We start from the raw sequence: 12,980 nt of genomic DNA, 5'->3' as shown, positions 1-12,980 counted from the left end.
TTAGATCCTAAAGCCCATGATCCACTCCTGGAATCGCACTAGGAAGTAATCAAGCATGGCCGGCAGGGCGATAGCAAGGATCAGCAGCCCCGCCCCGATCAGCAGCGATGCCGCCACGAAAAACACGGGCAATTGTGGCATCATCCGGTTTGCCAGCCCCATGCCAAGGTTCAAAATCACACCCATCACAAAGAAGGGGGCGGCAATTGCCGTCCCGATATAGAGGCTCGCACTCGCGACACGGAGTATTTGATCAGCAAGATCGGCGAGCACGAACTGTCCGGGCGGGAACACCTGATAACTGGCAAGCAATGCGCGGATGATCAGATGATGGGTGTCTGTGACAAAGATCATCGTCACCGCGCTCATCAGCAGCAAAGTCGCCACCATCGTCGCGCCTTCAAACGACCCGAACGACGGGCCAAAAGCGTTTGCCAAACCAGACACCTGCCCGACCTGAAACCCCGCAAACTGCAATGCTGACAACAGGATACGCGCGCAAAGACCAATCCACAGCCCGATCAGCACCTCGGCGCCCAGCAGGAACACCGCGGTCACCGCGCTATCAGGCAGCGCGCTTGCAATGGGCGTCAGCGGAAGCAGGGAAAGACTGATCAGCACTGCCAGGGACAGCCGCGGGCGCACCGGAATCTGCACCTCCCCAAACCCGGGCATAAACATCAGCGCCGTGCCAATGCGGGCAAACACCACGAAAAAAGAGAAAAATAGCGTTGAGATGAAGGGTTCGATTGCCACGATCGGTTAACCGACGGTGCCAACAGTACGTAGCGACGCTTTGCGGTGGACTTCGTTGTGCGAAATCACTTGGGTCATGGGGCTCACCCGTTCGAGGATCGACCGGACGTAGGGCCGCGCTTGCGGGCTGACCAAAATGGCCGGCCATTCATCCGCGCTCGAAAACTTCTGGATTTCCTTGCGTACTGCAAGAACAAATTCCTGCACCCGCGACGGCGACATCAGGAAGGTTTCTTCCCCGTTCGCTTTAGAGATCGAACTCGCAAGCTCGCGCTCCCAATCTCCACCCAGATTTATGACGGGCACATATCCTTGAGAATCCTTCAAGGATTGGCAAATTTGTTTAGCCAGTTTGCTACGGGCGTGCTCGATCACTGTGCGGATATTCTTGGACGTGGCGCTTGCCTCCGCAACCGCTTCGATGATCATCGACAGATTTCGGATCGACACCCGCTCTGCTAGCAACGCCTGCAAGACATGCTGCAACATAACAGCCGAGCTGCTGTCAGAGCCGCTTGAAAGCAGTTTCTGATATTCCTTGCCCTGCCCCTCGATCAATTCCTGCGTCGCGGCATAGGTCAGGATCTCGGGCATATGCTCCTTGATCACCTCGGTCAGATGCGTGGTGATCACGCTTTCCGGATCAACGACAGTCATCCCCATGAGCTCGGCTTCGGATGCGCGCGTTTCGTCAACCCAGATCGCTTCCAACCCGAAGGTCGGTTCGCGCGTGCGTTTGCCGGGAAGGTTAATTTCTTGGCCCGACGGGTTAATCACCATCATCATCATCGGGTCCACTTCCCCACGGGCGGCCTCCACCCCTTGCAGGGAAATGGCGTAGGTATAGGCGGGAAGCTCCGCATCGTCCTTGATCCGAACCAACGGCAAGACAAACCCGAAGTCTTTTATAAACAACGACCGGAGGCTTTTAACCTTACCCGGCAGCGCCGCATTGACCGAGGTAATCATCGGCACGAGACCAGAGCCGAGATCCAGCCGGACATCATCAACGCGCAGCATATCCGACAGCTTGTCTTCAGCACTCTCAACAGGTGCTGCGTCGCGCGCGGCGGCGAGTTTCTCGGCTTTGTCCCGCTCTACAAAGGACTTCTGCATGATATAGCCAAAGCCCGCCATCCCGGCAGAGAGCGCGAGAAAGATCATCAACGGAAAGCCGGGCAGCCAACCGATACAGAATGTCAGCCCCGCCGCGACATACAAAGCCTTGGGGAAATTGCTGAGCTGCCCCAAGACGGCTTCGTTCGCCGCACCCAGTGTTCCGCCCTTGGTCACCAGCAAACCAGCGGCAAGAGACACGACCAACGCCGGGATTTGCGTGACCAAACCGTCACCGATCGTTAGCACTGTATAGCGGCTCATCGCGTCGCCCACGCTCAGTCCGTGGCTGATCATACCGATCATAATGCCGCCAAAAACGTTGATCAGAGTGATGATCAACCCAGCAACAGCATCCCCGCGGACGAACTTGGACGCACCGTCCATCGCCCCGAAGAACGCGCTTTCTTCCTCGACCGTTTTACGCCGTAGTTTCGCCTCCTCCTCCGTAATGGCACCGGCGCCGAGGTCAGCATCGATCGCCATCTGTTTGCCCGGCATCGCATCCAGCGAGAATCGCGCCGCAACCTCCGCGATTCGAGTAGAGCCCTTAGTGATGACGATAAAGTTAATGATCACCAGAATTGTGAAAACAATAATGCCGATGATGAAGTCGCCGCCCAGAATGAACTGCGAAAATCCCTCGATGACATTCCCCGCAGCGCCCGGTCCGTTATGACCTTCACTCAAAATTAATCTGGTGGAGGATACGTTGAGTGCCAGACGCAGCATCGTGACGACCAGCAAAAGCGTCGGAAAGGAGTTAAATTCCAAGGGTGTACCGATCCACAGGGCCACCATGAGAATCAGAACGGACAACGCGAGGGAAATCGCCAAACCCAGATCCAGAAAGAAGGGAGGCAAAGGAATAAACAACATCGCCAGGATGAGAACCATCCCCACGGCGAACCCGATGTCGCGATTGGCACCGCTGAGCTTGGCAAAGCTGAAGGGCTGCGGATTTGTGTCTGGTGTCGCCACGCTCAGTTGACCTCTGCGTAATGGGGCAGGATGGGGGCCAACGCCTGCGTAGAATAGATAGACAGCGCGCCGCCCGCTTTGCCGGAGTTTGCACCGCTCAGATCGGCGCTCCAGTTGAAATCGGGCATCTCGCGGGTGACTGCAACCTGCTGCGGGGTGCTATTGACCGGGCTAACATCGTTTGCAAAGCGGGTCAGGAATGCCTGGGCGATGCGCTGGTTCTGCTGCAACTTCTGCAGATAAACAGCTTTGTAGCTGGGGTTAGACGAATGGTACCGGCCAGCGGCCTGCCACCAATCGCCTGTCTCGTGATATAGTGCGGTCAGGAAACGTGCGGCATAATCGACGTTATGCGCTGGCGTCGTCGCCTCTTCTAGCGAGGAGAACTGGTCGCCATGCCACCGTTGGTTAATCTGCATGCATCCCACATCCGTGGACCGGATGCCACGGCCCTCTGTCTCGCGCACATGCGCTTCTAATGCGAGCTTGCTGCCAAAGAACGTGCCGTTACCGTTTGTGTTTGCGGTCCACGGCCATACCACCAGCTTGTTGTTCACCTGACGGCCAGCTTCCTGAATCCCGATCGCCAGCAACAGGTTACCGGGAATGTTATAGCGCTGTTCAGCCGAAAGGATCTCGTCCACGCAGACGCGCATCGGGTTTGACGTGGCGTTTTGCCTACCCAACTTCACGGCAGGAGCGGATGACGTGTAAAACCCCGTCCAACCGCCTTTGTCCGCCAAGGCAGACACTGGCAGCAAGAGAACCATGAACAAGGCGGTAAGCCGCACCCTAGAGCCCCCCGTTAGAGACAAGATCAAACACCCGGTCCGAGAGCCCGACAAGTGTCGAAAAAATAAAAGGAATACTGATGGCGAGCGTCACAAAAATCGCCGCGATCTTGGGCACGAAAGTTAGCGTCATTTCCTGAATCTGTGTCAAAGCCTGGAAAAACGCGATGGCAAGCCCGACGCCAAGCGCCACAACAAGCACAGGTGCCGATCCGATCAATGTCACGGTTAACGTCTGCCGGATGATTTCGTAGATAGTGACAGAATCCACAGCGGACCTCCGAAAAACATGGCGCGTGTTAACCTGACGTTAAACCGGCATACGCATAACTTCTTGGTACGCTTCCACCAGTTTGTCACGCAGCGCGACCGAAACCTGAACTGTCTGCTCCATCGCCATGGTGGCCTGAACAACCTCTTGCAGGCTGGCTTGCCCTGTCAGCCCCTTGATCGCCATCTGGTCGCCTTCGCGCACCGAATCCACCGCCTGCGACGCGGCATCGCCGACCATCTGGGCAAAATCCTTGGGCGCGGGGCCAGCGGGTTTTGCACCCCGCGTTTCGCCCTGCACCGTCTTTGCATAGGCGGCTTCAACGTAGGAAGAACGGATGGCGGAAAAATCTGTCATTCTGGCACCTTACTTCAACAGCTCGACCAACTGACGGCGCATGTCACGCGCCTTGTCCAGCATCGAAAGGTTTGCTTCATAGCTGCGCGCGGCTTCACGCATATTGCTCATTTCGATCAGCGGGTTCACGTTCGGCATCTTGATATAGCCGTTCTGATCCGCCGCGGGGTGCGATGGTTCATACCGCAGTGTGAAATCGGCATCATCCCGCAGCACGCCTGCAGATTGCACAATCGCCGCCCCCGTTGACGGATCCGTAGCGCTTTCAAAAGAAATCGTCTTGCGCTGGTACGGGTCGCCCCCCGCCGTTTGCGCGGTCGAACTGGCATTCGCAAGGTTTTCAGAGACGATGCGCAACCGGTCACCCTGCGCCCGCATCCCGCTCGCCGCTGTTGCCGAAATTCTGGAAAGGGAATCCATCGCGCGTCTCTCCGTTATTTCCGGCCAGCGACGGCGTAGACCATCTCGTGCGCTTTGCGGTACAGGCTCGCGGCCATTTGGAACTGACCCGAGGCGCTGTTCGCCTCGACCAACTGCTCTTCCAGGTTCACGTTATTCCCGGTTGCCGTAGTGCCACCCAGAACCCGCGCCTCAACCACCTCGGCCTCCTGCAAACGTTGCGACCGACCTGCGTCTTCCAAATAGCTGGCAAAGCTTTGCACATCCTGCGTGCGGTATCCCGCAACGTCAGAATTCGCGATATTCTCCGACACGACATTCTGCCGGGTGGCAAGCCACTGCAAACGCTTGGGTGCAAGGCTGAACAAGGATGTGGGATCTGTATTCATACTAGACTCATTATTTATCCTTGTTATATAGCAAGGATAGAATATTTTCGAAAGAGTATATTTTGATTTCTGCCTTCGCAAACCTGCAAAAGTCCATCTATTCATGCGCCAGCGCAAAGATCTCGGGCACCGTCAGGTCCATCACTGGCATGACCCTCACCGTCAGCGGGCTAGAGGCGATGGCAGCGATCGGCAGCCAATGCCGGGTGCACACCCCCGCAGGACACATCGATGGCGAAGTCGTCAGCGCACAGGGCAGTGATCTATGCGTTCTACCGTTCGGCACATGGGAGGGCGTGTCCGTCGGGAATACCGTCGAATTGATCGAGCATGACGATATGGTGTCCCCCGACGACAGCTGGATCGGCACGGTGGTTGATGCGCTTGGCCGCCCCCTCACGCAATACACCCGCGCGCGCCGCCCGCGCCGCAAAACCCGCTTTCGCGCCAACCCACCCGGTGCATTCGACCGCAAGAAGGTGGGCGAGAAGCTTGAAACACAGATCAAATGTATTGATATTTTCACACCGATTTGCCGCGGCCAGAGGATGGGTGTTTTCGCCGGTTCCGGTGTCGGTAAATCGACCATGATGGCCATGCTGGCCCGCAATACGGATGCCGATGTAATTGTCATCGGGCTGATCGGCGAACGTGGCCGCGAGGTACAACAGTTCATCCAGGAGGATCTGGGCGAAGAAGGCATGGCGCGCGCCGTCGTCGTCGTCTCTACCGGGGACGAGGCACCGCTGCTGCGCAAACAGGCCGCATTAACCACAACCGCGATTGCCGAGTACTTCAAATCGACGGGAAAGCAGGTGCTGCTGCTGCTGGATAGCGTCACCCGTTTTGCGATGGCGCAGCGTGAAATCGGCCTCGCCCGCGGCGAGCCGCCAACCCTGCGGGGCTATCCGCCGTCGGTGTTCAGCGAATTGCCCCATTTGTTGGAACGTGCTGGCCCCGGCATGGCGGCAGAAGGTGATATTACCGGTCTTTATACGGTGCTGGTGGACGGGGACGATATGAACGAACCCATCGCGGATGCTGTGCGCGGGATCGTGGACGGGCATCTGGTGCTCGACCGGCGCATCGCCGAACAGGGGCGTTTCCCCGCGATTGATCTGCAAAAATCGCTGTCACGGATGCTGCCGGGCTGCCACTCTCCCGAAGAATACGAGATCACCAAAGTCGCGCGCAAGGCCTTGGGCCGCTACGCCGATATGGAAGATCTGATCCGATTGGGAGCGTATAAAGCGGGGTCCGACCCGGAAACGGACCAAGCCATCACATTTTTCCGCGCGGCCAGCCCATTTCTGTCACAAAGCCGCGGCGACAAGACCCCAGCCGCCGAAGGCTTTGCCGACACCTACCGGATGATACTGGAATCCGGCATCGAAGACCCGCTGCGTAGTTTTTTCGAGGAACGCGCCCGCGCCGAGGCTGGTCAGGCGCAATAAAAAACCGGCGGGACGCATGTCCAAGCCGGTGGCCACTTCGTCAGGGCCCCTCCCCACCAGTGGCGGAGAGGGGTTTTTCATATAACGCCTGAACCGAATTAACGGAACAAGCTCAGGATGTTCTGAGGCGCCTGGTTTGCAATCGACAAGGACTGCGTCGCCAGCTGCTGCTGAACCTGATAGGCCTGCAAACGCGCCGCTTCTTCTTCCATATCCGCATCAACCATCGAGCTCACGCCGGAATCCAGCGTGTCTGTCAGGCTGTCGATGAATTCCATCTGACCTTCCAGAGCGTTTTCGGTAATACCCAGCGATGTCGACGCTGTAATAGCCGCAGACAACTGCGCTTCAGCCAAAGCAAGCCGGTCACTCATAGAATCGGCGGTGGCAGGATCAGCATCCTCTGGGGTGGTTACATCAATAGCATCCAACGCGGATTGGATCGCCTTAAGGTCGACAGCCTCAAAGGAAAATGAGGTGGTTCCGAATGTCCCGTCAGACTGACGAGTAACTCCGTTGACGACACTGATCGAATTGGCGACTGGGTTCGCAGGGTCGGTTCTGTCGAAGTTCGAACCGTCTACCAAATTGTCGCCGTTGAAAGTTGCCTGCTCAATCGCGGACAACATGTTTTTGGCCAGCGCATCCAGTTCGTTCTGCACGTCTTGCTTGTTAACACCATCGCTTTGAGCAAAGGCGATACGTTCCACCATTTGCTGAGCAATGTCAGTAACTGTTTCGGCACCCAGACGGGCTGTCGCGACGGAGTTCTTGGTCGCGGTCATGCCTTCGTTGATGGCTTTGAACATGCCGCTGTCGCCTTTCATCGTCTCGGAGACGGCGAAATAGGCAGCGTTGTCTTTACCAGAGGCCACTTTCAGGCCTGTGGAAACACGGCTTTGGGTATCGTTGAGCCCGCGGTTCACGTCTTTCAACGTGGCCAGAGCGTTCATTGCGGAGCTATTTGTGAGAATGGACGACATTTAATGTTCTCCTTGCTTCTCGTATTGATCCAGTCTTCTGACTGAGGTCAGCCGTAAAGGCTAACCTGAACTACATAGCAGTTCAGGTTAAAGCAGGGTTAACAAATTGGGTAAAATCGACGGAACGCGCGTTAGAATTTCTGATCGACGTGCATGTTCTTATCCGCAACGCCGCTCACACGTTGGCCCATCTTGCCATAATTTCCATCTAGCGCGTTGCGATTGCTGATCTTTTTGACCTCGCGCAGAATGGTGCGGGCGGCGACGGCCATGCGGGATAAAATTGCGCTATCCTCTTCAATCGCACCCTTTAACTGCTTGAGGTGTGCCTTCACCTCCAGCTCAACCATAATCGGGTGATCCATAAAGGGTTCGACCAGCGGGGTTTGCAGCTCCAGCCACTTCAAAGCACGGGATTTTTCGTCGAAAATCGCACTGACGACATCCAGATTGCCGGCTTTAATCGCATCCACCTCGCGGTTCAGCACGTCGATGGTGTCGTGGATTCTCGCTACATAGGCGTGAATGTTTTCCTCGTCCTGCGGGGTCAGCGCCAGCTGGTCAGGGGCCTCGCCCTCGGGGGCGGTGCCGCGTTGACCGAAACGGAAGGTGCGCGGGGTCATTCGCCCTGCTCCGCAAATTCGGCTTTGCCCTGCCCGTAGGCGTCCAGCATTTGCGACACGCTACCGGAAAAACCCAAGCCGCCCTGCTCTACCAACTGGCCAGCGACGGCTTCGGACATGAAGGACCGCCACATATCCGCCTGCTGTTCCCCGCCGAAAGCAGAGGCACCGGCGGTTTTCATCATCTCGTCGACGAACTGGGTTAAGAAAACCTTTTCGAATTCTTTACCTGTCTGCACCGCGCGGTCGGGTTTGGCGATATCGAAACTAGGCAGTGACGGGGGGATTGAACCGGTCATCAGATAATCTCCAGATCGGCGTGAAGCGCCCCTGCGGCCTTGATGGCCTGCAAAATCGCAATCGTTTGCCGCGCGCCGACGCCGATGGCGTTCAGCCCGTCGACAAGCTCTTGCAGGCTCACGTCACCGTTCAGAATGGTAAAGCTACCGTCAGTTTCTTCGATATCAATCTCGGTCTCCGGCACGATCACGGTCGTCCCCCCGATAGAGATAGGTTCCTCGCTGATCACGGCCGTATTTCCGCCAAGGCTGATCGGACCGGGCTGGCTGACGCCGAAATTCTCGCGCACGCGCACGGTCAGCCCCCCCTGGCTGATCGCGACCTGCGCGATCCGCACGTCCGAGCCCATGACGATGGTGCCCGATTTTTCGTCAATCACGACCCGCGCTACGGCGTCCGGCGTGACCAGCAGGTTTTCCACCGCCATGATCGTCTCGGGCGCGTTGCGTTTGTCACCGACCCAGACCTCGATCGTGCCGGAATCCAGCACCTCGACCTGACTGGACCCAAGGTGTTTCGCAATGGCTTCGCGCACGCGATCCGCCGTGGTGAAATCAGGGTTGTTCAGCGCAATCCGGATACTGTCGAGCTGAAAGAGGCTGAATTCGATCTCGCGCTCGACGATGGCCCCGTTTTCGATCCGCGCGATGGTCGGCACGCCATCCACAACGCTCGCGGCATTGCCATCCACCCGGTAGCCCGAGGCCGCAACTGCGCCCTGCCCCACGGCATAGACTTCACCATCCGCGCCCGTCAGCGGGGTGATCAACAAGGTGCCGCCCCGCAAACTCGTCGCATCTCCTAGCGAAGAGACCGTGATATCGATGGGAGAGCCACGCCGCGCAAACGGGGGTAGCTTGGCCGTCACCATTACAGCGGCGGTGTTCTTGGTTTTCAGCGCCTCGCCATCAAGGTTCGCAACGCCAAGCCGTTCAAGCATCCCCCGAATGGATTCACGGGTGAACGGGCTGGAGTTCAGCTTGTCCCCCGTCCCCAGAAGCCCGACAACGAGGCCATACCCGATCAGATGGTTTTCCCGCACACCTTCAAAATGCGCAATATCCTTGATCCGGACCTCCGCCCAGGACGGCATCGCGGGCACAACCAAAAGTGTTGCGGCGGCAAGCGCCTGCAGGCAGCGCAACAGGCGGGTCATGGGGCGTCGCTGGCCGTGCGCCATTGCGAAATCTCCGGTACAAGAACAGTTCAACTATCCTTGGCATAATCACGTAATAACCGGATTTATACAAGTTAAATCATCTATTAATTGTTGCTACCGCAGAATATACTTGCTACCGATAGGAATAGTCAGGGTTTAGGGCACACAAACATGCGCATGTATATTTTCGAACAGCGGAAAGAACGATGCGCCGGCCTTACGGCAGAGCTGCGCAGCGCAGGTATCGAGCTTCAGTTCGTCACCGCCGAGTTTTTCACGACGGGCCTTGGCCCTTTGCTGCAACCGGGCCATCAGACCAATGCGGTTCTGATCGGTGAATGTGACGATACGCGTGAGTATATCCGCGCGATGCGTACCGCAGGCTGCGTCAACCCGGTGATCGTGCTCAAGGATTTCCGCAACGCCAAGGATACGTCGGACCTGCTGAACCTTGGCGCGGATGATGTGATCGTCAGCCCGATCCGTGGGGCCGAAGTGCTGTCGCGGACCAATTCGATCATCCGGCGTCACTATGGCCATGCTTCTGAAAGCGTGATCGTCGGAGAACTGACCGCCTATTTCGACGGGCGCGATCCGATTGTATCGGGCAGCCGCATCAAACTGTCAAAACGGGAATATTCGGTGTTCCAGCATCTTGCGCTGAACTCGAACAAAGTCATCTCTAAAGACGCGATTTATGACGCAATCTACGGCAGCAGCATCGATCAGCCCTTCGATAAGGTCATCGACGTCTACATCTGCAAACTGCGCAAAAAGCTCGCTTCCGCGTCGAAGTCAGGCTGGCAGTATATCGAAACCGTGCATGGCCGCGGCTACAAGCTAAGCTCGCCCGAGGTGACGTCGAAAGCCGGCTGATCAGCGCAGATAATTCAGGATCGACAGGCTCGAAAGCCGCGAGGAAACCTGATAGCTCGCCTGCAACTGTGTCTCGAGACTATTCATGCGCGTGATCGCCTCGTAGGGATCAACACTTTCGTAGTTCGAGATTTGCGTCCGCTGCACAAGCGACAGATCGGTCAGCTGCGTTTGGGTCTTTTCAACGATCTGCTGGTTGAACCCGATCCGCGCCGAGATATCCAACATACCCTCTTGCGACGCCGATAGGCTATCGACCACCTCTGACATCCAGGTGCTATAGGCCGCTTCGTCCATCTGGCTCACGTCGGTCACGGCCAGCATCGCCAACCCTTTATAGGCATCGCGGAAAGACTGGTCATTGGCGCGCACACCGTAAACGACCTCTTGGCCGGTATTCACCCAGGCGCTGATCTGTTTTGTCTCGGCCCCACTGGCATCACGCTCGGGCGAGCCTTGATAGAAGGTGCCCTGAAAGTTCCGGCTGGCGTCGGCGTCTTGTGAGTTGAACACGGTCTCTAGCTGATCCGCGATGGCTTGGGCGCTGGCTGGGTCGGTTGGACCGGCGCCAAAGATTTCTTCGACCACCGATTGCGGTGAACGGCCTGTGTCGGCACTGGTTTCGGGCCAGCGGGTCAGCGAGGTCTTGTTGGATTCCAGCCCCGAAAACAGGTTCTCGCCATTATACGACGTGTTCATCGTCGACACGAGGCTTTCCAGCGCGGCGCGGGCCTGCATCTGCAACACCTCTGCCCCGTTGCCATTGCGTGTGGCATTGACCAGCGCGCTTTCCAGCACCGATTGTACCTGCGTACGTGCCGCATCGACGGACGCAAGCATCGCGTCAAGCTTGCTCGCCAGCACGTCGTTCGATGTCATGAAGGTCTGGGTATTCGCCTCGCGCCCGTGCAGCTTCATCACCGAGGCCGCGCGCGGGCCCAGATCGGCATAGATGTCGGCCTTTTTTCCGGTAGAGACTTCTTCGCTCACCCGTTGCAATTCCAGCGTCGTGCGCTGCACGTTCTGACGGTTGAAAAGGTTAAACTGGAACGACGAAAAACTGCTGATACCTAGAACCATTGTCCCTGCCTCATACCGCTGCGATCAGCGTGTCGATCATCTCTGACACTGCTGTAAGCACTCTGGAGTTTGCCGCATAGCTTTGTTCGATCAACAGCAGTTGCTGCATCTCGTCATCAATATTCACACCTTCAGAGTTGCGCCGCGCCGACATCACGACCTCGGCCGCAGAGGCCGCGGCGTTAAAGTCATTCTCTGCCCGTGCGCGCGTGGCCGCTTGGCTGGTGATCATCTCTGCCGAAAAATCGCGCAAAGTGACCTCGGCCGGAATACCCGTGCCCGTCGCCGCATTCATCGCCGTGTCGAGCCCTGCCAGAAATGCGTTGATCTGCACCGTTTCAGACCCTGCACCAGGGGACGTGGCCCCCAGACCATCGCGGATACGCCAAACCTCCGCCTCGCCGGTAGAGGAGATCTTGCTGTTTATTTGCAAACGGCTCGCCAGACCTGTGATATTTGCCGGATCAAACGCGATCCCGTTATCTGTGAACAGCCCCGCCTCGCCCGGTGCAAGGCTGGCATCGGCCTCTTCAAAGGTCTGGATCAGCCCCCGCGCGTATTCGTCCAACTGTTGACTAAACTGCGGTATAGTCTCTCGCTTCAGCTCGGAAAGCCCCGCAAGACTGCCGTGCTGAATACCACGTACACCGTCTTTGAACGGGGTGATGTCCTGATTACCCGCCATCAATGTGCCGTCGCTGGGGTTAAAGGTCACATCCTGCACGACGCGCCCCTCCAGCAAGGCGGCCCCGCTGACCGTATAAAGGCTGATCGACCCGTTCGAAGACCGATGTATCCGCGTGTCGACGATCCCGGAAATCTGGTCAAGGATCGTGTCGACCTTTTCATCAAACTGCGCGGCCTCCAGCGAACCGGGGGTAAAGCCGCTGCCCGAGGCATTCAGATCGCGCAACTGGTATAAGGCCGTGTTCAGGTCCGCGACTTCATAGCGGATTTCCATATTCACGTCGTTCAACGTCGTGGACAGCGTTGTCGCCGCCCCTTTGACCGACCGCACCAAATCCTCTGCCGCCAGCGCAACGGATGTCTGCGCCCCGTTCGACGACGGCATATTGACCAGCGTTGTCAGGCTGTTCTGGAAATCGTTAAACCGGTCTGCGGGCGATGTGCCGTCCCCGGGTTGGCCCAGATAGGCGGTATAGGTGGTCAGCCCTTCCTGAATAGACTGATACTGCGTCATCCGACTGTTTTCGAGCCGCGACATCCGTTGCAGCGTCGCATCAACCTCGCGGCGGACCTCGCTGATGACGGCACCGCCCTGCCCGCCGCTGGCGGTGACCAGCACCGCCTCGCGCCGGACATAACCGGGGGTCATCGCATTCGACACGTTATCGGCCGCGATCCGCGACTGACCCTGTGTCGTATGCAAACCGGCTGTGGCCGAATTCAGCGCGCCCGAAAGGCTCATGTCATGCTCCGGTCAG

At 57.6% G+C, this 12,980-nt stretch carries 15 protein-coding genes; 2 read left to right on the top strand and 13 right to left on the bottom strand.

Going from position 1 to position 12,980, the window contains the following annotated elements:
• The 7 genes from ABM428_RS16035 to ABM428_RS16005 all read right to left on the bottom strand — a co-directional run bounded on the left by ABM428_RS16035 (position 1) and on the right by ABM428_RS16005 (position 5,060).
• Positions 1 to 756 (bottom strand): flagellar biosynthetic protein FliR, encoded by a 756-nt coding sequence (locus tag ABM428_RS16035; protein WP_005849041.1) that lies wholly within the window; start codon positions 754 to 756, stop codon positions 1 to 3.
• A gap of 6 nt (positions 757 to 762) precedes the next feature.
• Positions 763 to 2,853 (bottom strand): flagellar biosynthesis protein FlhA, encoded by a 2,091-nt coding sequence (gene flhA / locus ABM428_RS16030; protein ID WP_009824341.1) that lies wholly within the window; start codon positions 2,851 to 2,853, stop codon positions 763 to 765.
• A gap of 2 nt (positions 2,854 to 2,855) precedes the next feature.
• Positions 2,856 to 3,497, bottom strand: a complete 642-nt coding sequence (locus tag ABM428_RS16025; protein WP_240790867.1) for a lytic transglycosylase domain-containing protein — start codon at positions 3,495 to 3,497, stop codon at positions 2,856 to 2,858.
• 148 nt (positions 3,498 to 3,645) lie between these two features.
• Positions 3,646 to 3,915, bottom strand: a complete 270-nt coding sequence (locus tag ABM428_RS16020; RefSeq protein ID WP_005849035.1) for a flagellar biosynthetic protein FliQ — start codon at positions 3,913 to 3,915, stop codon at positions 3,646 to 3,648.
• A gap of 39 nt (positions 3,916 to 3,954) precedes the next feature.
• Entirely contained in the window at positions 3,955 to 4,272 is a 318-nt protein-coding gene (locus ABM428_RS16015; RefSeq protein WP_005849033.1) for a flagellar hook-basal body complex protein FliE, read from the bottom strand.
• A 9-nt stretch (positions 4,273 to 4,281) separates the two neighbouring features.
• Positions 4,282 to 4,692 carry a flagellar basal body rod protein FlgC gene (flgC, locus tag ABM428_RS16010; protein WP_074636865.1) on the bottom strand — a complete coding sequence of 137 codons (411 nt, stop codon included), beginning with the start codon at positions 4,690 to 4,692 and terminating at the stop codon, positions 4,282 to 4,284.
• Positions 4,693 to 4,706: 14 nt separating this feature from the next.
• Positions 4,707 to 5,060, bottom strand: a complete 354-nt coding sequence (locus tag ABM428_RS16005) for a flagellar basal body protein (RefSeq protein WP_353628594.1) — start codon at positions 5,058 to 5,060, stop codon at positions 4,707 to 4,709.
• A 62-nt stretch (positions 5,061 to 5,122) separates the two neighbouring features.
• On the opposite strand from ABM428_RS16005, the gene ABM428_RS16000 reads away from it, so the two are divergent.
• Positions 5,123 to 6,514: a FliI/YscN family ATPase gene (locus ABM428_RS16000; protein WP_353628593.1), complete on the top strand. Its 1,392-nt coding sequence runs from the start codon at positions 5,123 to 5,125 to the stop codon at positions 6,512 to 6,514.
• Between the two features lie 98 nt (positions 6,515 to 6,612).
• Here the strand turns inward: ABM428_RS16000 and ABM428_RS15995 are convergent, their stop codons facing one another.
• The 4 genes from ABM428_RS15995 to ABM428_RS15980 all read right to left on the bottom strand — a co-directional run bounded on the left by ABM428_RS15995 (position 6,613) and on the right by ABM428_RS15980 (position 9,576).
• Positions 6,613 to 7,497 (bottom strand): flagellin, encoded by an 885-nt coding sequence (locus ABM428_RS15995; RefSeq protein ID WP_353628592.1) that lies wholly within the window; start codon positions 7,495 to 7,497, stop codon positions 6,613 to 6,615.
• 131 nt (positions 7,498 to 7,628) lie between these two features.
• Positions 7,629 to 8,120, bottom strand: coding sequence for a flagellar biosynthesis protein FlgI (locus ABM428_RS15990; RefSeq protein WP_353628591.1), 492 nt, complete (start codon positions 8,118 to 8,120; stop codon positions 7,629 to 7,631).
• Positions 8,117 to 8,419 (bottom strand): hypothetical protein, encoded by a 303-nt coding sequence (locus tag ABM428_RS15985; RefSeq protein WP_184583849.1) that lies wholly within the window; start codon positions 8,417 to 8,419, stop codon positions 8,117 to 8,119. Before ABM428_RS15985 ends, ABM428_RS15990 begins: the two co-directional genes overlap by 4 nt.
• Entirely contained in the window at positions 8,419 to 9,576 is a 1,158-nt protein-coding gene (locus ABM428_RS15980; RefSeq protein WP_039911415.1) for a flagellar basal body P-ring protein FlgI, read from the bottom strand. Before ABM428_RS15980 ends, ABM428_RS15985 begins: the two co-directional genes overlap by 1 nt.
• Positions 9,577 to 9,750: 174 nt before the next feature.
• Between ABM428_RS15980 and ABM428_RS15975 the strand changes: the two genes are divergently transcribed.
• The gene (locus tag ABM428_RS15975) at positions 9,751 to 10,455 is read left to right on the top strand and encodes a response regulator transcription factor (RefSeq protein WP_005849021.1); all 705 of its coding nucleotides are present in this window, start codon (positions 9,751 to 9,753) and stop codon (positions 10,453 to 10,455) included.
• On the opposite strand, the gene ABM428_RS15970 is transcribed toward ABM428_RS15975, so the two are convergent.
• Positions 10,456 to 11,535, bottom strand: a complete 1,080-nt coding sequence (locus ABM428_RS15970; protein ID WP_243252080.1) for a flagellin — start codon at positions 11,533 to 11,535, stop codon at positions 10,456 to 10,458.
• 10 nt (positions 11,536 to 11,545) lie between these two features.
• Complete coding sequence (gene flgK, locus ABM428_RS15965) at positions 11,546 to 12,964, bottom strand: flagellar hook-associated protein FlgK (RefSeq protein ID WP_064216619.1); 1,419 nt, start codon at positions 12,962 to 12,964, stop codon at positions 11,546 to 11,548.
• Positions 12,965 to 12,980: the final 16 nt, after the last annotated feature.

Origin of the sequence: Sulfitobacter sp. TCYB15, assembly GCF_040435955.1 — a bacterium.
GTDB lineage: Bacteria > Pseudomonadota > Alphaproteobacteria > Rhodobacterales > Rhodobacteraceae > Sulfitobacter > Sulfitobacter pontiacus.
Note: the sequence above shows the minus strand (reverse complement) of the source record. Positions and strands in the feature narration are given on the sequence as shown.